The 24,118-nt window shown below is 54.4% G+C and carries 22 protein-coding genes; 20 read left to right on the forward strand and 2 right to left on the reverse strand.

The genetic code is table 11. From position 1 onward, the window contains the following. Window positions 1-82: 82 nt before the first annotated feature. The 20 genes from rpsB to tilS all read left to right on the forward strand — a co-directional run bounded on the left by rpsB (window position 83) and on the right by tilS (window position 23,563). Window positions 83-808, forward strand: coding sequence for a 30S ribosomal protein S2 (gene rpsB, locus NB069_RS03875; protein WP_032616611.1), 726 nt, complete (start codon window positions 83-85; stop codon window positions 806-808). A gap of 117 nt (window positions 809-925) precedes the next feature. Continuing rightward, window positions 926-1,777, forward strand: a complete 852-nt coding sequence (gene tsf, locus NB069_RS03880; protein ID WP_103178333.1) for a translation elongation factor Ts — start codon at window positions 926-928, stop codon at window positions 1,775-1,777. A gap of 151 nt (window positions 1,778-1,928) precedes the next feature. Then, complete coding sequence (gene pyrH, locus NB069_RS03885) at window positions 1,929-2,654, forward strand: UMP kinase (RefSeq protein ID WP_166181630.1); 726 nt, start codon at window positions 1,929-1,931, stop codon at window positions 2,652-2,654. A gap of 168 nt (window positions 2,655-2,822) precedes the next feature. Next, window positions 2,823-3,380: a ribosome recycling factor gene (gene frr, locus NB069_RS03890; protein ID WP_039030309.1), complete on the forward strand. Its 558-nt coding sequence runs from the start codon at window positions 2,823-2,825 to the stop codon at window positions 3,378-3,380. A 92-nt stretch (window positions 3,381-3,472) separates the two neighbouring features. Continuing rightward, window positions 3,473-4,672, forward strand: a complete 1,200-nt coding sequence (gene ispC, locus NB069_RS03895; protein WP_250587866.1) for a 1-deoxy-D-xylulose-5-phosphate reductoisomerase — start codon at window positions 3,473-3,475, stop codon at window positions 4,670-4,672. A 185-nt stretch (window positions 4,673-4,857) separates the two neighbouring features. Beyond that, window positions 4,858-5,616: a (2E,6E)-farnesyl-diphosphate-specific ditrans,polycis-undecaprenyl-diphosphate synthase gene (gene ispU / locus NB069_RS03900; RefSeq protein ID WP_250587867.1), complete on the forward strand. Its 759-nt coding sequence runs from the start codon at window positions 4,858-4,860 to the stop codon at window positions 5,614-5,616. Window positions 5,617-5,628: 12 nt separating this feature from the next. Beyond that, entirely contained in the window at window positions 5,629-6,486 is an 858-nt protein-coding gene (gene cdsA, locus NB069_RS03905) for a phosphatidate cytidylyltransferase (protein ID WP_039030306.1), read from the forward strand. Between the two features lie 11 nt (window positions 6,487-6,497). Then, window positions 6,498-7,850: a sigma E protease regulator RseP gene (gene rseP, locus NB069_RS03910; protein WP_250587868.1), complete on the forward strand. Its 1,353-nt coding sequence runs from the start codon at window positions 6,498-6,500 to the stop codon at window positions 7,848-7,850. Window positions 7,851-7,879: 29 nt separating this feature from the next. After that, window positions 7,880-10,297 (forward strand): outer membrane protein assembly factor BamA, encoded by a 2,418-nt coding sequence (gene bamA, locus NB069_RS03915; RefSeq protein WP_250587869.1) that lies wholly within the window; start codon window positions 7,880-7,882, stop codon window positions 10,295-10,297. Window positions 10,298-10,415: 118 nt separating this feature from the next. Continuing rightward, entirely contained in the window at window positions 10,416-10,910 is a 495-nt protein-coding gene (gene skp, locus NB069_RS03920; protein WP_039030303.1) for a molecular chaperone Skp, read from the forward strand. Between the two features lie 3 nt (window positions 10,911-10,913). Then, a complete protein-coding gene (lpxD, locus tag NB069_RS03925) occupies window positions 10,914-11,939 on the forward strand; it encodes a UDP-3-O-(3-hydroxymyristoyl)glucosamine N-acyltransferase (RefSeq protein ID WP_250587870.1) in 1,026 nt (341 codons plus the stop codon). Between the two features lie 102 nt (window positions 11,940-12,041). Next, on the forward strand, window positions 12,042-12,497 hold the full coding sequence (gene fabZ / locus NB069_RS03930; protein ID WP_007373234.1) for a 3-hydroxyacyl-ACP dehydratase FabZ: 456 nt from the start codon (window positions 12,042-12,044) through the stop codon (window positions 12,495-12,497). Between the two features lie 3 nt (window positions 12,498-12,500). Further along, window positions 12,501-13,289 (forward strand): acyl-ACP--UDP-N-acetylglucosamine O-acyltransferase, encoded by a 789-nt coding sequence (lpxA, locus tag NB069_RS03935; RefSeq protein ID WP_032616625.1) that lies wholly within the window; start codon window positions 12,501-12,503, stop codon window positions 13,287-13,289. After that, window positions 13,289-14,437, forward strand: a complete 1,149-nt coding sequence (gene lpxB / locus NB069_RS03940; protein WP_039030301.1) for a lipid-A-disaccharide synthase — start codon at window positions 13,289-13,291, stop codon at window positions 14,435-14,437. Before lpxA ends, lpxB begins: the two co-directional genes overlap by 1 nt. Beyond that, a complete protein-coding gene (gene rnhB, locus NB069_RS03945) occupies window positions 14,434-15,030 on the forward strand; it encodes a ribonuclease HII (protein WP_250587871.1) in 597 nt (198 codons plus the stop codon). Before lpxB ends, rnhB begins: the two co-directional genes overlap by 4 nt. Before the next feature lie 34 nt (window positions 15,031-15,064). Continuing rightward, window positions 15,065-18,547: a DNA polymerase III subunit alpha gene (gene dnaE / locus NB069_RS03950; protein ID WP_250587872.1), complete on the forward strand. Its 3,483-nt coding sequence runs from the start codon at window positions 15,065-15,067 to the stop codon at window positions 18,545-18,547. Window positions 18,548-18,559: 12 nt separating this feature from the next. Further along, on the forward strand, window positions 18,560-19,519 hold the full coding sequence (accA, locus tag NB069_RS03955; protein WP_250587873.1) for an acetyl-CoA carboxylase carboxyl transferase subunit alpha: 960 nt from the start codon (window positions 18,560-18,562) through the stop codon (window positions 19,517-19,519). Between the two features lie 101 nt (window positions 19,520-19,620). After that, the gene (locus NB069_RS03960) at window positions 19,621-21,759 is read left to right on the forward strand and encodes a lysine decarboxylase LdcC (protein WP_250587874.1); all 2,139 of its coding nucleotides are present in this window, start codon (window positions 19,621-19,623) and stop codon (window positions 21,757-21,759) included. Between the two features lie 59 nt (window positions 21,760-21,818). Then, window positions 21,819-22,208: a VOC family protein gene (locus tag NB069_RS03965; RefSeq protein WP_250587875.1), complete on the forward strand. Its 390-nt coding sequence runs from the start codon at window positions 21,819-21,821 to the stop codon at window positions 22,206-22,208. 62 nt (window positions 22,209-22,270) lie between these two features. Beyond that, window positions 22,271-23,563: a tRNA lysidine(34) synthetase TilS gene (gene tilS, locus NB069_RS03970; protein ID WP_250589446.1), complete on the forward strand. Its 1,293-nt coding sequence runs from the start codon at window positions 22,271-22,273 to the stop codon at window positions 23,561-23,563. A 28-nt stretch (window positions 23,564-23,591) separates the two neighbouring features. Here tilS and rof read toward each other — a convergent pair whose 3' ends face one another. Beyond that, window positions 23,592-23,852: a Rho-binding antiterminator gene (rof, locus tag NB069_RS03975; RefSeq protein ID WP_039030294.1), complete on the reverse strand. Its 261-nt coding sequence runs from the start codon at window positions 23,850-23,852 to the stop codon at window positions 23,592-23,594. Continuing rightward, window positions 23,839-24,039, reverse strand: a complete 201-nt coding sequence (locus NB069_RS03980; RefSeq protein WP_039030293.1) for a YaeP family protein — start codon at window positions 24,037-24,039, stop codon at window positions 23,839-23,841. The genes rof and NB069_RS03980 overlap by 14 nt, the downstream gene beginning before the upstream one ends. Window positions 24,040-24,118 lie beyond the last annotated feature (79 nt).

The raw sequence follows: 24,118 nt of genomic DNA on the forward strand, positions 1-24,118 counted from the left end.
CATATTCCGGGGTGCCCTTTGGGGTCGGTAATATGGGATACGTGGAGGCATAACCCCAACTTTTAAATAGAGGTTTTAAAACATGGCAACTGTTTCCATGCGCGACATGCTCAAGGCTGGTGTTCACTTCGGTCACCAGACCCGTTACTGGAACCCGAAAATGAAGCCTTTCATCTTCGGCGCACGTAACAAAGTTCACATCATCAACCTTGAGAAAACTGTACCAATGTTCAACGAAGCCCTGGCTGAGCTGAACAAGATCTCTTCCCGTAAAGGTAAGATTCTGTTCGTTGGTACTAAGCGCGCTGCAAGCGAAGCTGTGAAAGAAGCTGCTAACAGCTGCGACCAGTTCTTCGTGAACCATCGCTGGCTGGGCGGTATGCTGACTAACTGGAAAACCGTTCGTCAGTCCATCAAGCGCCTGAAAGATCTGGAAACCCAGTCTCAGGACGGTACTTTCGAAAAGCTGACCAAAAAAGAAGCGCTGATGCGCACTCGTGAGCTGGACAAGCTGGAAAACAGCCTGGGCGGTATCAAAGACATGGGCGGCCTGCCGGACGCACTGTTCGTCATCGATGCTGACCACGAGCACATCGCAATCAAAGAAGCTAACAACCTGGGTATCCCAGTATTCGCAATCGTTGATACCAACTCCGATCCGGACGGTGTTGACTTCGTTATCCCGGGTAACGACGATGCAATCCGTGCTGTTAGCCTGTACCTGAGCGCTGTAGCTGCTACCGTTCGTGAAGGCCGTTCCCAGGATCTGGCTTCTCAGGCGGAAGAAAGCTTCGTAGAAGCTGAATAATAAGGTTCTACCCCTTATTAGTACCGTGTATGAATAGGGGCCAATTCTCGGCCCCTTTTTTCAATTTATACTGTTTGGCCTCTGGCCGGGCAGTTCACATCTCCCGAGGATTTTAGAATGGCTGAAATTACCGCATCCCTGGTAAAAGAGCTGCGTGAACGTACTAGCGCAGGCATGATGGAGTGTAAAAAAGCTCTGGTTGAAGCTAACGGCGACATCGAGCTGGCTATCGAAAACATGCGTAAATCCGGTGCGATCAAAGCAGCTAAAAAAGCAGGCAACGTTGCTGCTGATGGCGTGATCAAAACCAAAATCGAAGGCAACTTCGGCGTGATTCTGGAAGTTAACTGCCAGACTGACTTCGTTGCTAAAGATGGTGGTTTCCAGGCTTTCGCTGACAAAGTACTGGACGCGGCCGTTGCTGGTAAAGTTACTGACGTTGAAGTTCTGAAAGCGCAGTTCGAAGAAGAGCGCGTTGCGCTGGTAGCGAAAATCGGTGAGAACATCAACATCCGCCGTGTTGCTATCCTCGAAGGCGACGTACTGAACAGCTATCAGCACGGTGCACGTATCGGTGTTCTGGTTGCGGCTAAAGGCGCTGACGAAGAGCTGGTTAAACAGCTGGCAATGCACGTTGCTGCAAGCAAGCCAGAATTCGTTAAGCCAGAAGACGTGTCTGCTGAAGTCGTAGAAAAAGAGTACCAGGTTCAGCTGGACATCGCCATGCAGTCTGGCAAGCCAAAAGAAATCGCAGAGAAAATGGTTGAAGGCCGCATGAAGAAATTCACCGGCGAAGTTTCTCTGACTGGCCAGCCATTCGTTATGGATCCAAGCAAATCTGTTGCTCAGCTGCTGAAAGAGCACAACGCTGACGTAACTGGCTTCATCCGCTTCGAAGTGGGCGAAGGCATCGAGAAAGTTGAGACTGACTTCGCAGCAGAAGTTGCTGCAATGTCCAAGCAGTCTTAATCAGCGAAAAGAAGCCGCCTGAGGGCGGCTTCTTTTTGTGTACGTCTGTGTAAATTCAGCCATGCGCCTATAGAGCCTGTGTTGAGTTGCGATATAACATGTCGCCAGAATTAACCCCCATCTTAATCGTTGACAGTCCCAGGAAAGAAATATGGCTACCAATGCAAAACCCGTTTACAAACGCATTCTGCTTAAGCTGAGTGGCGAAGCGCTGCAGGGGTCGGAAGGCTTCGGTATTGACGCAAGCATCCTTGACCGCATGGCGCAGGAGATCAAAGAACTGGTTGAACTGGGCATCCAGGTTGGCGTAGTCATTGGCGGTGGTAACCTTTTCCGTGGCGCAGGTCTGGCAAAAGCCGGCATGAACCGCGTTGTGGGCGATCACATGGGTATGCTGGCAACGGTCATGAATGGCCTGGCAATGCGTGATGCCCTGCATCGTGCCTATGTGAATGCGCGCCTGATGTCCGCTATTCCGCTGAATGGCGTATGTGATAACTACAGCTGGGCCGAGGCGATCAGCCTGCTGCGCAATAACCGCGTGGTGATCCTCTCCGCCGGTACGGGTAACCCGTTCTTTACGACCGATTCCGCAGCCTGCCTGCGCGGTATTGAAATCGAAGCCGATGTGGTGCTGAAAGCCACTAAAGTGGATGGCGTGTTTACTGCCGATCCGGCAAAAGATCCTGCTGCGACCATGTACGATCAGCTCTCCTACAGCGAAGTACTGGATAAAGAGCTGAAAGTGATGGATCTTGCCGCCTTCACGCTGGCCCGCGACCACAAACTGCCGATTCGTGTCTTCAACATGAACAAGCCTGGCGCGCTGCGCCGCGTTGTCATGGGCGAAAAAGAAGGCACTTTGATCACGGAATAATTTCCGTTGACGATAAATACAGGTAAGATTCCGCTTTACATTGCAGTGATATCTTACCTGGACGCGCCTTTGGCGTTGTCATGAATTAAACGCGACTATACTTAGCACACCTGTAGCAGCTGTGCTGGCGGATAGTCTGCCTGAGACAAGTTTTCAAGGATTCGTAACGTGATTAACGACATCAGAAAAGATGCTGAAGTACGCATGGACAAATGTGTAGAAGCGTTCAAAACCCAAATCAGCAAAATTCGTACTGGCCGTGCTTCTCCAAGCCTGCTGGATGGCATCGTCGTGGAATACTACGGTACGCCAACTCCGCTGCGTCAGCTGGCGCAAGTTACGGTAGAAGATACCCGTACGCTGAAAATTAACGTATTCGACCGTTCTATGGGCCCGGCCGTTGAGAAAGCGATCATGGCGTCCGATCTGGGTCTGAACCCAAGCTCAGCAGGCACCGATATTCGCGTTCCGCTGCCACCGCTGACCGAAGAGCGTCGTAAAGACCTGATCAAAGTGGTTCGTGGCGAAGCCGAGCAGGGCCGTGTTTCCGTGCGCAACGTTCGTCGTGACGCTAACGACAAAGTGAAGGCGCTGCTGAAAGAGAAAGAGATCAGTGAAGACGACGATCGCCGTTCTCAGGACGACGTTCAGAAACTGACTGATGCCGCTATCAAGAAAATCGACGCGGCGCTGGCAGAAAAAGAAGCAGAGCTGATGCAGTTCTGATTTCTGTCCTAATCTGATAAAACGCCGTACAGAAGGCCTTTGGGCTTTGCTGGCGGCGTTTTGCTTTTCTGGTTCACTATTCCGGGCATCTCATGAAGCAATTAACTCTCCTTGGCTCGACCGGCTCCATAGGTTGCAGCACTCTCGATGTTGTTCGCCATAACCCAGACCACTACGCGGTGGCCGCCCTTGTCGCAGGCAAAAACGTTCAACGTATGGTGGAACAGTGTCTGGAGTTCACTCCAGGCTACGCGGTGATGGATGATGAAGCGAGCGCCCGGCAGGTGAAGGCGTTGCTGGCGGAGAAAGGCTGTCGCACCGAGGTGTTAAGCGGGCCAGAGGCTGCCTGCGAAATGGCCGCGCTGGACGACGTCGACCAGGTGATGGCCGCTATTGTGGGCGCAGCGGGACTGCTGCCGACGCTTGCCGCTATCGATGCCGGAAAATCCGTTTTGCTGGCCAACAAAGAGTCTCTTGTGACCTGTGGCCGGCTGTTTATGGATGCCGTGAAGCGCAATGGCGCGCGCCTTTTGCCGGTAGATAGCGAACATAACGCGATTTTTCAGAGTTTACCGCAACCGTTTCAGGAGAACCTGGGGTACGCTGATCTCGAGCAGAATGGCGTCTCTTCTATCCTGCTTACCGGGTCTGGTGGCCCGTTCCGTGATACGCCGCTGTCTGAACTGGTCTCAATGACCCCGGATCAGGCATGCCGTCACCCGAACTGGTCGATGGGGCGTAAAATCTCCGTTGATTCGGCCACCATGATGAACAAAGGTCTGGAATATATTGAAGCCCGCTGGTTGTTCAACGCCTCGGCAGCGCAGATGGAAGTGTTGATTCACCCGCAGTCGGTGATCCACTCTATGGTACGTTATCGGGATGGCAGCGTGATGGCGCAGTTAGGTGAACCCGATATGCGTACGCCTATCGCCCATACAATGGCCTGGCCAAACCGCGTGCTCTCAGGCGTAAAGCCGCTCGATTTCTGCAAGCTGAGTGCGCTGACGTTCAGCGCGCCTGATTATCAGCGCTATCCGTGCCTGAAGCTGGCGATGGATGCCTTCGAGCAGGGGCAGGCGGCAACGACCGCACTCAACGCGGCGAACGAAATCGCCGTCGCCGCCTTCCTCGATAATCGGATCCGCTTTACGGATATCGCTGCGCTGAACCTGTCTGTTCTTGAGGCGATGGATTTACGCGAGCCGCAAAGTGTGGATGACGTACTGACCGTCGATGCGAACGCCAGAGCCACGGCGCAAAAAGCGGTGACGCACCTCGCAAGCTGGTGATAATCCATCCGCAGGTGGTCTTGCTATTTGTTAGCGTTGGGCTTCAGTGATATAGTCTGCGCCACCTGATTACAGGTAGTTGACGTTACGTGGTCAGGTAAGCCGTGGTATGACACGGCTTTTTTACGTAAAGGCTTCAGTATTCCTGAGTACCGTTAAATCCTTTCAGGGACCAAAAACGCGTTATGTTGTCTGCGAACCAACCAATAAGCGAAAACTTGCCAGCTCATGGCTGTCGTCATGTAGCAATCATCATGGATGGCAATGGCCGCTGGGCGAAAAGACAAGGGAAGATCCGAGCCTTTGGGCATAAAGCTGGGGCGAAATCTGTGCGCCGCGCTGTTTCTTTTGCCGCCAATAACGGCATTGACGCGTTAACGCTCTATGCTTTCAGCAGTGAAAACTGGAATCGACCTGCGCAGGAAGTTAGCGCGTTGATGGAATTGTTCGTGTGGGCGCTCGACAGCGAAGTAAAAAGCCTGCACCGCCACAACGTTCGCCTGCGCATTATCGGTGATACCAGTCGTTTTAACTCACGTCTGCAGGAACGCATTCGTAAAGCGGAAGCATTAACCGGGCAAAACACCGGCTTAACGCTCAATATCGCGGCGAATTATGGCGGACGTTGGGATATTGTCCAGGGTGTGCGGCAGTTGGCTGAACAGGTTCAGGAAGGGCTCATAAGGCCGGACCAGATTGATGAAGAGGCGCTGAACAAGCAAATCTGCATGAGTGAACTGACACCCGTGGATTTAGTAATTAGGACAGGGGGAGAACATCGCATCAGTAACTTTTTGCTGTGGCAAATTGCCTATGCCGAACTTTACTTTACAGATGTTCTTTGGCCCGATTTTGATGAACAAGACTTTGAAGGTGCGCTGCATGCCTTTGCCAATCGAGAGCGTCGTTTCGGTGGTACCGAGCCTGGTGGCGACAACGCCTGATGGGGGTAGCTTTTGCTGAAGTATCGCCTGATTTCTGCGTTTGTTTTAATACCCGTTGTCATCGCGGCGCTGTTTTTACTGCCTCCGGTGGGATTCGCTATTGTCACACTGGTCGTTTGCATGCTGGCAGCGTGGGAATGGGGGCAGCTTAGCGGCTTTACCTCGCGTTCCCAGCGGGTATGGCTGGCGGTGCTGTGCGGCCTGATGCTGGCGCTGATGCTCTTTATGCTGCCAGAGTACCATCACAATATTCATCAGCCGATCATTGCGGGTTCGCTCTGGCTTTCGCTGGGATGGTGGCTGGCAGCATTGCTGCTGGTGCTATTCTATCCGGGCTCAGCCTCGCTGTGGCGTAACTCTAAAGTGTTGCGCCTCTGCTTTGGGCTGTTCACCATCGTTCCTTTCTTCTGGGGAATGCTTGCCCTCCGTACCTGGCACTACGACGACAATCCTTACAGCGGCGCGTTATGGCTGCTCTATGTCATGATTCTCGTCTGGGGGGCTGACTCTGGCGCCTATATGTTTGGTAAACTGTTTGGCAAACATAAACTGGCTCCGAAGGTCTCCCCGGGAAAAACCTGGCAGGGCTTTATCGGCGGTCTGTTTACGGCGGCGATTATCTCATGGGGTTACGGCGTATGGGCCAACCTTGAAGTCGCACCGGCAACGTTACTGGTCTGTTCAATCGTTGCAGCGCTGGCTTCCGTGCTGGGTGATTTGACCGAGAGTATGTTTAAGCGTGAAGCAGGGATCAAAGACAGTGGCAATCTCATTCCAGGGCACGGCGGTATCCTGGATCGCATAGACAGCCTGACGGCGGCAGTACCCGTGTTTGCCTGCCTGTTTTTGCTGGTGTTTGGGACGATTTAACGGAAGGTTTTATGCTTAGCATTCTCTGGAATCTGGCGGCGTTCATTGTTGCACTGGGTGTACTTATCACGGTGCATGAATTTGGCCATTTCTGGGTTGCTCGGCGCTGTGGCGTACGTGTTGAGCGCTTTTCCATTGGCTTTGGTAAAGCGCTCTGGCGTCGTAACGACCGCCACGGCACAGAATTTGTTATTGCCCTCATCCCCCTGGGCGGCTACGTCAAAATGCTGGATGAACGCGTAGAGCCGGTTGCGCCTGAAATTCGCCACTACGCGTTCAACAACAAAACGGTTGGCCAGCGCGCCGCTATTATTGCTGCCGGTCCGGTTGCAAACTTCATTTTCGCCATCTTTGCTTACTGGCTGGTGTTTATCATCGGTGTCCCTGGTGTTCGTCCGGTTGTTGGTGAAATAACGCCCAACTCCATCGCGGCGAGCGCGCAAATTAATCCGGGCATGGAACTTAAAGCAATTGATGGCATCGAAACCCCTGATTGGGATGCCGTTCGGTTACAACTGGTTGCCAAAATTGGCGATGAGAAGACGACCGTCAGCGTATCTCCTTTCGGTTCTGACCAGCGTCAGAACAAAATTCTGGACTTACGCCACTGGACGTTTGAGCCGGATAAAGAAGATCCCGTTGCGGCATTAGGCATTCGGCCGCGTAGCGCACAGATTGAACCGGTGCTCGCAGAAGTCCAGACTAATTCAGCGGCGCGTAAAGCAGGTTTGCAAGCGGGCGACAGGATCGTTAAAGTCGATGGTCAGCCTTTAACGCAATGGATGACCTTTGTTACTCTGGTGCGCGATAATCCAGGTACGCCACTGGCGCTGGAGATAGAAAGGCAGGGGAGTCCGCTCTCCTTTACGTTGATTCCGGATACCAAGCCGGGTGGCGGTAAGGCTGAAGGGTTCGCAGGCGTGGTGCCAAAAGTGATCCCGCTGCCTGATGAGTACAAGACAATACGCCAGTATGGGCCGTTCAGCGCCATCCTTGAAGCCACGGATAAAACATGGCAACTGATGAAGCTGACCGTGCAGATGCTGGGAAAATTGATTACCGGTGATGTAAAACTGAACAACCTCAGTGGGCCGATCTCGATCGCTCAGGGGGCTGGGATGTCAGCAGAGTTCGGGGTGATTTACTATCTGATGTTTCTTGCGCTCATTAGCGTGAACCTCGGAATAATCAACCTGTTCCCACTTCCCGTTTTAGACGGGGGCCATCTGCTGTTTTTAGCGATTGAGAAGCTAAAAGGCGGGCCGGTATCCGAGCGAGTTCAAGACTTTAGTTATCGCATTGGTTCGATTTTACTGGTGCTGTTAATGGGGCTTGCACTTTTCAATGATTTCTCTCGGTTGTAAGAGAGTGTTAGGAAGAACGCATAATAACGATGGCGATGAAAAAGTTGCTCATAGCGTCGCTGCTGTTTAGCAGCGCGACCGTATACGGTGCTGACGGGTTCGTAGTGAAAGATATTCATTTCGAAGGCCTTCAGCGAGTCGCCGTTGGTGCGGCCCTCCTCAGTATGCCAGTGCGCCCAGGCGACACGGTTAATGATGAAGACATTAGTAATACCATCCGCGCCCTGTTTGCCACCGGCAACTTCGAGGACGTTCGCGTTCTGCGCGATGGTGATACGCTCCTGGTTCAGGTGAAAGAGCGTCCGACAATTGCCAGCATCACCTTCTCCGGCAACAAGTCGGTGAAAGACGATATGCTCAAGCAGAACCTTGAGGCCTCTGGCGTCCGTGTCGGCGAATCCCTGGACCGCACCACCCTGTCTGATATTGAGAAAGGGCTGGAAGATTTCTACTACAGCGTCGGTAAATACAGCGCGAGCGTAAAAGCGGTCGTGACGCCACTGCCGCGTAACCGTGTCGATCTGAAACTGGTCTTCCAGGAAGGTGTTTCCGCGAAGATCCAGCAGATCAACATCGTGGGTAACCATGCGTTCAGCACCGACGAACTGATCTCTACTTTCCAGCTGCGTGACGAAGTGCCGTGGTGGAACGTGGTGGGTGACCGTAAATACCAGAAACAGAAACTGGCGGGCGATCTCGAAACCCTGCGCAGCTACTATCTGGATCGTGGTTACGCCCGTTTCAACATCGACTCGACTCAGGTCAGCCTGACGCCGGACAAGAAGGGTATCTACATCACGGTTAACATTACCGAAGGCGATCAGTACAAGCTTTCTGGTGTTGAAGTGAGTGGCAACCTGGCAGGTCATTCTGCTGAGATCGAAAGCCTGACCAAACTGCAGCCGGGTGAACTCTATAGCGGTTCGAAAGTCACCAAAATGGAAGACGGCATTAAAAAGCTGCTCGGCCGTTATGGTTATGCCTACCCGCGCGTCCAGACCCAGCCTGAAATCAACGATACGGATAAGACCGTTAAGCTCCACGTTAACGTTGATGCGGGCAACCGTTTCTACGTGCGTAAAATTCGCTTCGAGGGTAACGATACCTCCAAAGATTCCGTACTGCGCCGCGAAATGCGCCAGATGGAAGGGGCCTGGCTGGGCAGCGACCTGGTCGATCAGGGTAAAGAGCGTCTGAACCGTCTGGGCTACTTCGAAACCGTCGATACCGACACCCAGCGTGTTCCAGGTAAACCGGATCAGGTCGATGTTGTTTACAAGGTTAAAGAGCGTAACACCGGTAGCTTTAACTTTGGTGTCGGTTACGGCACAGAGAGTGGCGTAAGCTTCCAGGTTGGCGTACAGCAGGATAACTGGTTAGGTACCGGCTACTCTGTTGGTATCAACGGTACCAAGAACGACTACCAGACTTACTCTGAGCTCTCCTTAACTAACCCTTACTTCACCGTAGATGGTGTCAGTCTGGGCGGTCGTATTTTCTATAACGACTTTAAAGCAGATGATGCGGACCTCTCTTCCTATACCAACAAAAGTTATGGTTTAGACGGTACGCTCGGCTTCCCGATCAACGAATACAACACCCTGCGTGCGGGCTTAGGTTACGTGCATAACGACCTGTCCAACATGCAACCTCAGGTGGCGATGTGGCGTTATCTGGACTCTATCGGTCAGTCTGCCAGCACCTCCGGGGACGACAACGGCTTTGCCGCAGATGACTTCACCTTCAACTATGGCTGGACGTACAACCGTCTTGACCGTGGTTTCTTCCCGACCGAAGGTTCTCGCGTCAACCTGAACGGTAAAGTGACCATTCCGGGCTCTGATAACGAGTTCTACAAGGTTACCCTGGATACCGCCTCCTACTTCCCGATCGATGACGATCATAAATGGGTTGTTCTGGGTCGTACGCGTTGGGGTTATGGTGATGGTTTAGGTGGCAAAGAGCTGCCGTTCTATGAGAACTTCTACGCCGGTGGTTCCAGCACCGTACGTGGCTTCCAGTCCAATAACATTGGTCCGAAAGCAGCCTACTACGGCGGCAACGACGAGGATAACTGCGATAAGGCGTCTTCTAGCGAAGTATGTAGCTCTGATGATGCTGTAGGCGGTAACGCCATGGCTGTCGCCAGCCTGGAGTTTATTACCCCTACGCCGTTTATCAGCGATAAGTATGCCAATTCCGTACGTACCTCGTTCTTCCTGGATGCAGGTACCGTATGGGATACTAACTGGCAGAATACGGCTGAAACGAGAGCTGCAGGCATTCCGGACTACAGCGATCCAGGCAATATTCGTATGTCTGCCGGTCTCGCACTACAATGGATGTCACCGCTGGGGCCGTTGGTCTTCTCCTACGCCCAGCCGTTTAAGAAATACGAGGGAGACAAAGCGGAGCAGTTCCAGTTTAACATTGGTAAAACCTGGTAATTGTCCGTTGCAATGGAATGCGTTGGCAGTGTAGCGCTGACAACTGGCGATCGCAGGATCGCCTTGCCACGCAAAGAACGGTGCCTTCGGGTACCAATGGGATGGTAAGGAGTTAATTGTGAAAAAGTGGTTATTAGCTGCAGGTCTCGGTTTAGCGATGGCAACCTCTGCTCAGGCAGCAGACAAAATTGCAATCGTCAATATGGGTAACTTGTTCCAGCAGGTTGCGCAGAAAACCGGTGTTTCTGCCAAGCTGGAAGGCGAGTTCAAAAGCCGTGCAAGCGAACTGCAGGGTATGGAAAACGATCTGCAATCCAAAATGCAGCGTCTGCAGCGCGATGGTTCTACCATGAAAGCGAGCGACCGCAGCAAGCTGGAAAAAGACGTAATGGCTCAGCGTCAGACTTTCTCTCAGAAAGCGCAAGCTTTTGAGCAGGATCGTCAGCGTCGTTCTAACGAAGAACGCGGCAAGCTGGTTACCCGTATCCAGTCCGCTGTGAAAGCTGTTGCTGCCGATCAGAGCATCGATCTGGTTGTTGATGCCAATGCCGTTGCATTCAACAGCAGCGATGTTAAAGACATCACCGCTGATGTCCTGAAACAGGTTAAATAAGTAATGCCTTCAATTCGACTCGCTGATTTAGCTCAGCAGTTGGATGCAGAATTACACGGTGATGGCGATATCGTCATCACCGCTGTTGCGTCCATGCAATCTGCTAAAGCAGGCAATATCACCTTCATGGTAAGCCCTAAGTACCGTGAACATCTGGCGCTTTGCCAGGCGTCTGCTGTCGTCATGACGCAGGACGATTTGCCGTTTGCCGCAGGTGCTGCGCTGGTAGTGAAGAACCCCTACCTGACGTATGCCCGTATGGCACAAATTCTGGATACCACGCCGCAGCCGGCGCAAAACATCGCACCCAGTGCGGTGATTGACCCGACGGCGAAGCTGGGTAGCAACGTATCAATTGGTGCAAATGCGGTTATCGAATCAGACGTGGTGCTGGGCGATAACGTGGTCATTGGCGCCGGTTGCTTCGTAGGTAAAAAAACAAAAATTGGTGCAGGCTCTCGCCTGTGGGCCAATGTTTCCGTTTATCACGAGATCGACATCGGCGAAAACTGCCTGATCCAGTCCAGTACCGTTATCGGTTCGGATGGTTTCGGTTATGCCAACGATCGTGGTAACTGGGTTAAGATCCCGCAACTTGGCCGGGTGATCATCGGCGATCGCGTCGAAATCGGCGCCTGCACGACAATTGACCGTGGTGCGCTTGATGACACGATTATCGGTAATGGTGTTATCATCGATAACCAGTGCCAGATTGCACATAACGTTGTGATTGGCGACAATACCGCGGTTGCCGGTGGCGTTATTATGGCAGGCAGCCTGAAGATTGGCCGTTACTGTATGATTGGCGGTGCCAGCGTAATTAACGGGCATATGGAAATATGCGACAAGGTCACGGTCACCGGTATGGGGATGGTTATGCGTCCTATCACCGAGCCGGGCGTTTACTCCTCAGGTATTCCATTGCAGCCTAACAAGGTGTGGCGTAAAACTGCCGCCCTGGTGATGAATATTGATGATATGAGTAAGCGCCTCAAGGCCATTGAGCGCAAAATCGATCAACAAGACTAAGCGTTCACCCGTTTAACGCACACTTCCCGGCCTGTCGGCTTTCTTATAAACCGGCAGGCCGTGTTATTATTGCCATTCAGATATTTTGACAGGAAGAGTATTTTGACTACTGACACTCATACTCTGCATATTGAAGAGATTTTAGAACTTCTGCCGCACCGCTACCCGTTTTTGCTGGTAGACCGTGTGCTGGATTTTGAAGAAGGTCGTTTTCTGCGCGCAGTGAAAAATGTTTCTGTAAACGAGCCATTCTTCCAGGGGCACTTCCCTGGGAAGCCTATCTTCCCGGGCGTATTGATCCTGGAAGCGATGGCTCAGGCTACCGGTATTCTGGCGTTTAAAAGCGTTGGTAAACTGGAGCCGGGTGAGCTGTATTACTTCGCAGGTATCGACGAAGCGCGCTTCAAGCGCCCGGTCGTGCCTGGTGATCAGATGATCATGGAAGTGACTTTTGAAAAAACGCGTCGCGGCCTGACTCGCTTCAAAGGCGTAGCTCTGGTTGACGGCAAAGTTGTTTGCGAAGCTACCATGATGTGTGCGCGTAGCCGGGAGGCCTGATACGTGATTGATAAAACCGCCTTTATTCATCCAACCGCCATTGTGGAAGAGGGCGCCGTTATTGGTGCTAACGTCCACATTGGTCCATTTTGTATTGTTGGACCCCATGTCGAAATTGGTGAGGGTACCGTACTGAAATCTCACGTCGTTGTGAATGGTCATACGACCATTGGCCGCGACAACGTGATCTATCAGTTCGCCTCCATCGGTGAAGTTAACCAGGATCTGAAATATGCTGGCGAACCAACCCGTGTGGAAATTGGCGATCGTAACCGCATTCGCGAAAGCGTCACCATTCATCGTGGCACAGTACAGGGTGGTGAGTTGACGAAGGTGGGCAGCGATAACCTGTTTATGGTCAACGCGCATATCGCGCATGACTGTACCGTTGGTAACCGCTGTATTCTCGCCAACAATGCAACGTTGGCGGGACACGTATCAGTTGACGATCATGCCATCATTGGCGGCATGACCGCAGTCCATCAGTTCTGCATCATTGGTGCGCACGTGATGGTCGGCGGCTGCTCCGGCGTGGCGCAGGACGTCCCGCCGTATGTGATTGCGCAGGGCAACCATGCGACGCCGTTTGGCGTTAACATTGAAGGCCTTAAGCGTCGCGGTTTCAGCCGTGAAGCGATTATGGCAATCCGTAACGCCTACAAACAGTTGTACCGTAATGGTAAAACGCTGGAAGAGGCTAAGCCGGAAATTGCCGAACTGGCGAAGCAGCATCCTGAGGTGAACGCGTTCGTGGAATTCTTCGCACGCTCAACTCGCGGTCTGATTCGTTAATGGTCGATAGTCGCCCGCTTACGATCGCCCTCGTCGCCGGAGAAACCTCCGGCGATATTCTTGGTGCAGGTCTGATTCGAGCGCTCAAAGCGCGCGTTCCCAACGCGCGCTTTGTCGGCGTTGCGGGTCCATTGATGCAGGCTGAAGGTTGTGAAGCCTGGTATGAAATGGAAGAGCTGGCGGTGATGGGCATCGTTGAGGTGCTGGGTCGCCTGCGCCGGTTGCTGCACATTCGCGCCGATCTGACGCGTCGCTTTACCGAGCTTCAGCCCGATGTGTTTGTGGGTATTGATGCACCTGACTTCAACATTACCCTTGAAGGTAATCTGAAAAAGCAGGGGATCAAAACCATTCACTATGTCAGTCCGTCCGTCTGGGCGTGGCGACAGAAACGCGTTTTCAAAATAGGCAGATCGACGAATCTGGTCCTGGCCTTCCTGCCTTTCGAAAAAGCGTTTTACGATAAATTCAACGTTCCGTGCCGCTTTATCGGTCATACCATGGCCGATGCCATGCCGCTTGATCCCGATAAAAATGCCGCACGTGACCAGCTTGGCATCCCACATGACGCTCACTGTCTGGCACTGTTGCCGGGGAGCCGTGGCGCAGAAGTTGAGATGCTCAGTGCTGATTTTCTGAAAACCGCGCAGATCTTGCGTCAGACTTACCCTGACCTGGAAGTGGTTGTGCCGCTGGTGAATGCCAAACGCCGGGAGCAGTTTGAGCGCATTAAAGCCGAGGTGGCCCCCGACCTGCATGTTCATCTGTTAGATGGCAAAGGTCGTGAAGCGATGGTGGCCAGCGATGCCGCTTTACTGGCATCCGGTACCGCTGCGCTGGAGTGCATGCTGGCGAAATGCCCGATGGTTGTGGGCTATCGTATGAAGCCCTTTACTTTCTGGCTGGCAAAACGGCTGGTGAAAACGGATTACGTCTCCCTGCCAAACCTGCTTGCCCGGCGCGAGCTGGTGAAAGAGCTGCTGCAGGATGAGTGCGAGCCGCAGGCCTTAGCCGCTGCGCTGTTGCCGCTGCTGGCTGACGGCAAAACCAGCCACGAAATGCATGACACATTCCGGGAACTGCATCAGCAGATCCGCTGTAATGCCGACGAGCAGGCGGCTGACGCGGTGCTGGAGTTAGCGAAATGATGGAATTTGTTTATCCCCACACCCATCTGGTGGCGGGTGTGGATGAGGTCGGACGTGGGCCGCTGGTGGGCGCGGTGGTGACTGCCGCAGTGATCCTCGATCCTTCCCGGCCGATAATCGGTCTGAATGATTCGAAAAAATTAACCGAAAAGCGCCGCCTGGCGTTATTCGATGAAATCAAAGAGAAAGCGCTGTCCTGGAGTTTAGGACGTGCAGAACCGCATGAGATCGACGAGCTGAACATTCTGCATGCCACTATGCTGGCGATGCAGCGTGCCGTAGCCGGGCTGAGCGTGGTACCAGAGTATGTGCTGATTGACGGTAATCGCTGTCCGGCGCTGCCCATGCCGTCGCTGGCGGTGGTGAAGGGCGACAGCCGGGTAGCAGAAATCAGTGCCGCCTCGATCGTTGCTAAAGTCACGCGCGATGCCGAAATGGCCGCGCTTGATCTCTCATTTCCCCAGTATGGTTTTGCCCAGCATAAGGGGTATCCTACCGCTTTCCATCTGGAAAGACTGGCAGAACACGGCGCAACTGAGCACCACCGCCGCAGTTTTGGGCCGGTAAAACGCGCACTGGGACTGATGTCCTGAATCAAGACGCCAATAAGTAACGCGGAATCTGAAGATGGCTGAACCACGTTTCGTACACCTGCGGGTGCACAGCGACTATTCCATGATTGATGGGCTTGCGAAGACCGGACCGCTGGTGAAAAAGGCGGCCGCGCTTGGCATGCCTGCACTGGCGATCACCGACTTCACTAACCTGTGCGGTCTGGTGAAGTTTTACGGAACGGCGCATGGCGCAGGAATGAAGCCGTTAATTGGTGCCGATTTTCACGTTCAGAGCGAACTGCTCGCCGATGAGATGACCCAAATCACCGTTCTGGCGATGAATAATACCGGTTACCAGAACCTGACGCTGCTGATCTCGCGTGCCTATCAGCGCGGCTACGGCCCGCAGGGCCCGTGGATCGATCGTGAATGGCTGGCGGAACTCAATGAAGGGTTGCTGCTCATCTCCGGCGGCCGCATGGGTGACATCGGCAGATGTCTGCTGCGCGGAAATACCGCGCTGGTGGAGCAGTGCGTCGGGTTTTATAAAGACTATTTCCCCGATCGCTTCTATCTGGAGCTGATCCGCACCGGTCGCCCGGATGAAGAAACCTATCTGCATGCTGCGGTTGCGCTTGCAGAAGAGCATGGGTTACCCGTGGTGGCATCCAACGATGTGCGCTTCATCAATGCCGACGATTTTGACGCCCATGAAATTCGCGTCGCTATCCACGATGGCTTTACCCTCGACGATCCCAAACGCCCGCGAAACTATTCGCCGCAGCAATATATGCGCAGCGAAGAGGAGATGTGTGAGCTGTTTTCCGATATACCGGAAGCGCTGGAGAACAGCGTAGAGATCGCGAAACGCTGTAACGTCACCGTTCGTCTGGGCGAATACTTCCTGCCGCAGTTCCCGACCGGCGACATGACCACCGAAGACTTCCTGGTCATGAAATCGAAAGAGGGTCTGGAAGAGCGCCTTGAGTTTCTGTTCCCGGATCCGGCCATTCGCGCCGAGAAACGTCCGGAGTATGACGAGCGTCTGGATGTTGAGCTCCAGGTTATCAACCAGATGGGGTTCCCCGGCTACTTCCTGATCGTAATGGAGTTTATCCAGTGGTCGAAGGACAACGGCGTGCCGGTAGGCCCGGGCCGTGGTTCCGGTGCCGGCTCGCTGGTGGCCTATGCGCTGAAAATTACCGATCTCGATCCGCTGGAGTTTGACCTGCTGTTCGAACGTTTCCTGAACCCGGAACGTGTCTCGATGCCTGACTTCGACGTTGACTTCTGTATGGAAAAACGCGACCAGGTGATTGAACACGTGGCAGAAATGTACGGTCGTGATGCGGTATCGCAGATCATTACCTTCGGTACCATGGCGGCAAAAGCGGTTATCCGCGACGTGGGTCGCGTGCTGGGGCATCCGTACGGCTTTGTCGATCGCATCTCGAAGCTGGTGCCGCCCGATCCGGGCATGACGCTGGCAAAAGCGTTCGAAGCGGAACCACAGCTGCCGGAAATCTACGAGGCGGACGAAGAGGTTAAGGCGCTGATCGACATGGCGCGGAAGCTGGAAGGCGTCACCCGTAACGCCGGTAAACACGCCGGTGGCGTGGTTATTGCTCCCACGAAAATCACCGACTTCGCGCCGCTCTACTGCGATGAATCAGGCCTGCACCCGGTCACGCAGTTTGACAAAAACGACGTGGAATACGCGGGTCTGGTGAAGTTTGACTTCCTGGGCTTGCGTACGCTCACCATCATCGACTGGGCGCTGAAGATGATCAACCCGCGCCGGGCCAAACAGGGCCTGGAGCCGATTGATATCGCCGCGATCCCGCTGGATGACAAGAAAAGCTTCGATATGCTGCAGCGCTCGGAGACCACGGCGGTCTTCCAGCTTGAATCCCGCGGCATGAAAGATCTGATCAAGCGCCTGCAGCCTGACTGCTTCGAAGATATGATCGCCCTGGTGGCGCTGTTCCGTCCGGGGCCGCTGCAGTCAGGGATGGTAGATAACTTTATTGACCGTAAGCATGGCCGGGAGGAGCTCTCCTATCCGGACGTGCAGTGGCAGCACGAAAGCCTGAAACCGGTACTGGAGCCGACCTACGGCATCATCCTGTATCAGGAACAGGTTATGCAGATTGCCCAGGTGCTCTCTGGCTACACCCTCGGCGGCGCGGACATGCTGCGTCGTGCGATGGGTAAGAAAAAGCCGGAAGAGATGGCCAAGCAGCGCGGCACCTTCGAAGAAGGGGCGAAGAAAAACGGCATTGACGGCGAACTGGCGATGAAAATCTTCGATCTGGTAGAGAAATTCGCCGGATACGGGTTTAACAAGTCCCACTCCGCCGCCTATGCGCTGGTCTCCTATCAGACGCTGTGGCTGAAGGCACACTACCCGGCCGAGTTTATGGCGGCGGTAATGACTGCCGATATGGACAACACCGAAAAGGTGGTCGGTCTGGTGGACGAGTGCTGGCGCATGGGGCTGAAAATTCTGCCGCCGGACATCAACTCCGGGCAGTATCATTTCCACGTCAATGACGACGGCGAGATCGTTTACGGTATCGGCGCGATTAAAGGCGTGGGTGAAGGCCCGATTGAAGCCATCATCGAAGCCCGTAACCAGGGCGGCTATTTCCGTGAGCTGTTCGACCTGTGCGCACGCACGGATATCAAGAAGCTCAACCGCCGGGTGCTGGAAAAGCTGATCATGTCCGGGGCGTTTGACCGTCTCGGGCCGCATCGTGCGGCGCTGATGAACTCGCTGGCCGATGCGCTGAAGGCTGCCGACCAGCACTCAAAAGCCGAAGCCATCGGGCAGGCGGATATGTTTGGCGTGCTGGCGGAAGAGCCGGAGCAGATCGAACAGTCCTATGCCAGCTGTCAGCCGTGGCCGGAACAGACCGTGCTGGATGGCGAGCGCGAAACCCTGGGCCTGTACCTGACCGGGCACCCAATTAATCAGTACATTAAAGAAATTGAGCGCTATGTCGGAGGCTACCGGCTGAAAGACATGCATCCGACAGAACGTGGTAAGATGACTACGGCTGCGGGGCTCGTCATTGCCGCGAGGGTTATGGTCACCAAACGCGGCAATCGTATCGGCATCTGTACGCTGGATGACCGTTCCGGGCGGCTGGAGGTGATGTTATTCACCGACGCTCTGGATAAATATCAGCAGTTGCTGGAAAAAGACCGCATACTTATCGTCAGCGGACAGGTCAGCTTTGATGACTTCAGCGGGGGGCTTAAAATGACCGCCCGCGAAGTGATGGACATTGACGAAGCCCGGGAAAAATATGCTCGCGGGCTTGCTATCTCGCTGACGGACAGGCAAATTGATGACCAGCTTTTAAACCGACTCCGTCAGTCTCTGGAACCCCACCGCTCGGGGACCATTCCAGTACATCTCTACTATCAGAGGGCGGATGCGCGTGCACGGTTGCGCTTTGGTGCGTCGTGGCGTGTCTCTCCGAGCGATCGTTTACTTAACGATCTCCGTGGCCTCATTGGTTCGGAGCAGGTGGAACTGGAGTTTGACTAATACAGGAATACTATGAGTCTGAATTTCCTTGATTTCGAACAGCCGATTGCAGAGCTGGAAGCGAAAATCGATTCTCTGACTGCCGTGGGCCGTCAGGATGAAAAACTGGATATTAACATCGACGAAGAAGTGCATCGTCTGCGTGAAAAAAGCGTAGAACTGACGCGCAAAATTTTTGCCGATCTCGGCGCATGGCAGGTGGCCCAACTGGCTCGCCATCCTCAGCGTCCGTACACCCTGGATTATGTCCGCCTGGCGTTTGATGAATTTGACGAACTGGCAGGTGACCGCGCATACGCTGACGATAAAGCTATCGTCGGCGGTATTGCCCGTCTGGACGGTCGTCCGGTGATGATCATTGGCCACCAGAAAGGGCGCGAAACCAAAGAAAAGATTCGCCGCAATTTCGGTATGCCAGCCCCAGAAGGCTACCGTAAAGCCCTGCGTCTGATGGAAATGGCCGAGCGTTTCAACATGCCGATCGTAACCTTCATCGACACCCCGGGCGCGTATCCGGGCGTGGGCGCGGAAGAGCGTGGTCAGTCTGAAGCGATTGCCCGTAACCTGCGTGAAATGTCGCGCCTGAGCGTACCGGTTATCTGTACCGTTATCGGTGAAGGTGGCTCCGGTGGTGCGCTGGCGATTGGCGTGGGTGATAAAGTGAATATGCTGCAGTACAGCACCTATTCCGTTATCTCTCCGGAAGGTTGTGCGTCCATTCTGTGGAAAAGCGCCGATAAAGCGCCGCTGGCTGCGGAAGCGATGGGCATTATCGCCCCACGCCTGAAAGAGCTGAAGCTGATCGATACCGTTATCCCGGAACCGCTGGGTGGCGCGCACCGTAAGCCAGAAGTTATGGCCGCGTCTCTGAAGGCACAGCTGCTGGCTGACCTCGCAGACCTCGACGTGCTGAGCAAAGAAGATCTGCTGAACCGTCGTTATCAGCGTCTGATGAGCTACGGTTACGCATAAGCTACGCAATAATCTTAAAAAGCCGCACAGTGTTGCGGCTTTTTTTATACCCATTGTTTACCTCAACTATGCTTAGCTAATGTTTTTCAAGGAGGTAAACCGTGAACATCATTGCCATTATGGGGCCGCACGGCGTCTTTTATAAAGACGAACCCATCAAGGAGCTGGAGCAGGCGCTGTCAGCGCGCGGGTTTCAACTTATCTGGCCGCAGAACAGCGCCGATCTACTGAAATTTATCGAACATAATCCCCGCATCTGTGGCGTCATCTTCGACTGGGACGAGTACGATCTGGAATTATGCAGCGACATCAACCAGCTCAATGAATATCTGCCGCTGTACGCCTTTATCAATACCCACTCCACGATGGATGTCAGCGCCAACGACATGCGGATGGCGCTGTGGTTCTTTGAGTATTCCCTGGGAATTGCGGACGATATCGCCAACCGTATCCAGCAATACACCGGCGAATACCTGGATACCATCACTCCGCCGTTTACCCGTGCGCTTTTCACCTATGTGAAAGAGGGCAAATACACCTTCTGCACGCCGGGCCACATGGCCGGGACCGCGTATCAGAAAAGCCCGGTAGGCTGTCTGTTCTATGATTTCTTTGGCGGCAACACCCTGAAGGCGGATGTTTCGATCTCGGTGACGGAGCTGGGATCGCTGCTGGATCATACCGGCCCGCATCTTGAGGCTGAAGAGTATATTGCCCGTACTTTTGGTGCTGAGCAGAGCTATATGGTGACCAACGGCACCTCGACGTCGAACAAGATTGTCGGCATGTATGCCGCACCGGCGGGCAGCACCCTGCTGATCGATCGTAACTGTCACAAATCACTGGCGCATCTGCTGATGATGAGCGACGTCGTGCCGCTCTGGCTCTCGCCTACACGAAATGCACTGGGTATTCTGGGCGGGATCCCGCGCCGGGAGTTTTCCCATGCGGCCATTGAACGCAAAGTGGCGGCTGTGCCGGGGGCGAGCTGGCCGGTTCATGCGGTGATCACTAACTCCACCTATGACGGTCTGCTGTATAACACCAACTGGGTGAAACAGACTCTGGATGTGCCCTCGATCCATTTTGATTCTGCGTGGGTGCCCTATACCAATTTTCATCCGATCTATGCTGGTAAAAGCGGGATGAGCGGTGAGCGCCAGCCGGGAAAAGTGTTCTTCGAAACTCAGTCCACGCACAAAATGCTGGCGGCCTTTTCTCAGGCTTCGCTGATCCACATTAAAGGTGAGTACGACGAAGAGACCTTCAACGAAGCCTTTATGATGCACACCACCACGTCGCCCAGCTATCCGCTGGTGGCCTCGATTGAGACCGCCGCGGCAATGCTGCGCGGTAATCCCGGTAAGCGCCTGATAAACCGATCCGTTGAGCGCGCCCTGCATTTTCGCAAAGAGGTCCAGCGTCTTAAGGATGAGGCCGACGGCTGGTTCTTCGATATCTGGCAGCCGGACGATATCGACGAAGCTGAATGCTGGCCGGTTGCGCCGGGAGAGAGCTGGCATGGCTTTCGCGATGCCGATGCGGATCATATGTTCCTCGATCCGGTCAAAGTCACCATCCTGACGCCGGGTATGGACGAGCACGGAGAGATGAGTGAAGAGGGGATCCCGGCGGCGCTGGTTGCGAAATTCCTCGATGAGCGCGGCGTGGTTGTCGAAAAGACCGGGCCGTACAACCTGCTATTCCTGTTCAGCATTGGTATCGACAAAACCCGGGCGATGGGATTGCTGCGCGGGCTGATGGAGTTTAAACGCGCCTACGATCTCAATTTGCGGGTCAGGAATATGCTGCCGGATCTCTATGCTGAGGATCCGGATTTTTACCGCAATATGCGCATTCAGGATCTGGCGAAGGGGATCCACAAGCTCATCCGTCAGCACGATCTACCCCGCCTGATGCTGCAGGCGTTTGATGTCCTGCCGGAGATGAAGCTTACCCCGCACCATGCCTGGCAGCGGCAGGTGAAGGGTGAAGTGGAAACGATCGATCTGGAAGATCTGGTTGGGCGCGTCTCGGCCAATATGATCCTGCCTTATCCCCCCGGCGTGCCGCTGCTGATGCCTGGCGAGATGATCACCGAGAAGAGCAGGGCGGTCCTCGATTTCCTGCTCATGCTCTGCTCGATTGGCCGTCACTATCCCGGGTTCGAAACCGACATCCACGGTGCCAGACGGGATGAAAACGGCATCTACCGGGTACGGGTCCTAAAAGCGCCATGACCCCTTGCACGCCTGGGGGATTCGGATATAACGTTCAGGCACACCAATAAGGAGAGGCTATGCTGGGTTTAAAGCAGGTTCATCACATTGCAATTATTGCCACCGACTACGCCGTCAGTAAGGCGTTTTACTGCGATACGCTGGGTTTTACCCTGCAGAGCGAGTTTTATCGCGAAGAGCGTGATTCCTGGAAGGGTGACCTGGCGCTGAATGGTCAGTATGTCATTGAGCTGTTTTCGTTCCCTTTCCCGCCGGCGCGTCCATCCCGGCCCGAAGCCTGCGGTTTACGCCACCTGGCGTTCAGCGTGGAGGATATCGATCGGGCGATAGAACATCTTGAATCCCACGGCGTGAAGTGTGAAGCCATCCGCATCGATCCCTTCACCGGGAAGCGCTTCACCTTTTTCAACGATCCCGATGGCCTGCCGCTGGAGCTGTATCAGCAGTAACGCTTGCCTCGCCAGAAAATGCCCGGTAACGTGCCGGGCACCTTTCTGTATAAATGACGATGATGACCACAGCCGATCTTCAGCAAGCCCTTCACCCTTACCGCCGACTGTTGGTGGGATTTAGCGGTGGCCTGGATTCCACGGTATTGCTGCATCAACTCAAGCTCTGGCGTGAACAGGCGCCTGGCCTCGAACTGCGCGCTATCCATATTCACCACGGCCTGAGCCCCCACGCCGATAGCTGGGTCGCGCATTGCCAGCATCTCTGCCATGAATGGAATATTCCGCTGCTTGTGGTGCGGGTTACGCTGGCAGAAGAAGGCCTGGGACTTGAGGCGCAGGCGCGTAAAGCGCGTTATGCCGCCTTTAGCGAAGCTCTTTTGCCGGGCGAAGCGCTGGTGACGGCGCAACATCTCGACGATCAGTGTGAAACCTTCCTGCTGGCCCTTAAGCGCGGCAGCGGCCCGGCAGGGCTATCAGCCATGCCTGCACGGGCGCGTTTTGGCGATACCGAACAAATCCGTCCTCTTCTTGGCGAAACGCGTGAGTCGCTGCAGGCCTGGGCGCAGCGCTGGGATCTGCGCTGGATTGAGGACGAAAGCAATCAGGACGACAGTTATGATCGCAATTTTTTGCGTCTGCGCGTTCTGCCGCTGCTTACAGATCGCTGGCCGCATTTTGCCCAGGCTACGGCCCGTAGCGCCCAGCTTTGCGCCGAGCAGGAGCAGTTACTGGATGAGCTGCTGGCAGACGAGTTGACGACGTTAGTGTCCGGTGACGGGGCGCTGGCTATCACGCCGCTGCAGGCGATGAGCGCGGTGCGTCGGGCTGCGCTGCTGCGTAGATGGCTGGCCCGGCACGGGGCGTTAATGCCGTCGCGCGACATGCTCAATCGTCTCTGGGATGAGGTGGCGCTGGCCCGGGAAGATGCGGCGCCGCGACTGCGTTCTGGCAACGGTGAAATCAGGCGCTTTCGGGGAGAGCTGTGGTGGGTGAAACGTTATCCACCTCTGGCCGAACGGGTAATCGACTGGCCCTCCGTTAATCTGCCGCTGTGTCTGCCGGAAGGGCTGGGTACGCTTCGCCTTAGTGCAGGTGGTAATCTCCGTCTGCCGCATCCGGATGAGCCTGTGACGGTGCGTTTTCGCGCCAGCGGTACGCTGCACATCGTTGGGCGAAACGGCGGCCGTAAGATCAAAAAAATCTGGCAGGAGCTTAACGTTGCGCCCTGGCGTAGGGACACCACGCCGCTGCTGTTTTACGGCGAAACGCTGGTGGCTGCTGCAGGTGTGTTTGTCACGCGGGAAGGGGCGGCTGAAGCGGAGCGGGGCGTACAGCTGGAGTGGAAAGCGTAACGGACAGCGGGCTGCCCGTTACAGAGGATCAGGACTCGCTCACCACAACGGTGCCGATTTCGGGATGGCTGAAGCTGGCAATTTTATCGAGACGCAGTTCGCGCGTTGCGCCACCGTCTTCCACAACCAGATACTCCACGTTCTTTCGGGATACCAGATCGTTGGCCTTTGCCTTCAGCACTTCGCCATCTTTTAACGCCAGCGTCAGAAGCAGATGATGCTGGCAGGCGAGCTCGAGATTGTCGTAGTCATCGCAGTTAATAGGTTGGTATGTATCATTCATTGACATAATCGCTCACCAGTAAATTCGCAGCAGCATATGCTGCTTTTTCTCTGACCGATTCTGAAAGCGTGTCATCCGACGCCATTTCATTCAGAACTTTCAATACACAGCCCAACGCATCGGGGACATACCCCAGATCGCCGCTGGCAATTTCCGCATACCGTTTGCGAATTAGCTCACAATAATTATTCACATCCCCTCCTGCCAGCGCACTGACTTTACTGTGAGATACCATTAAGCCTACGAAGATAAACTCGGTTTAGCAAGGTGAC

Origin of the sequence: Leclercia adecarboxylata (assembly GCF_023639785.1) — a bacterium.
Classification (GTDB): Bacteria; Pseudomonadota; Gammaproteobacteria; order Enterobacterales; family Enterobacteriaceae; genus Enterobacter; species Enterobacter adecarboxylatus_D.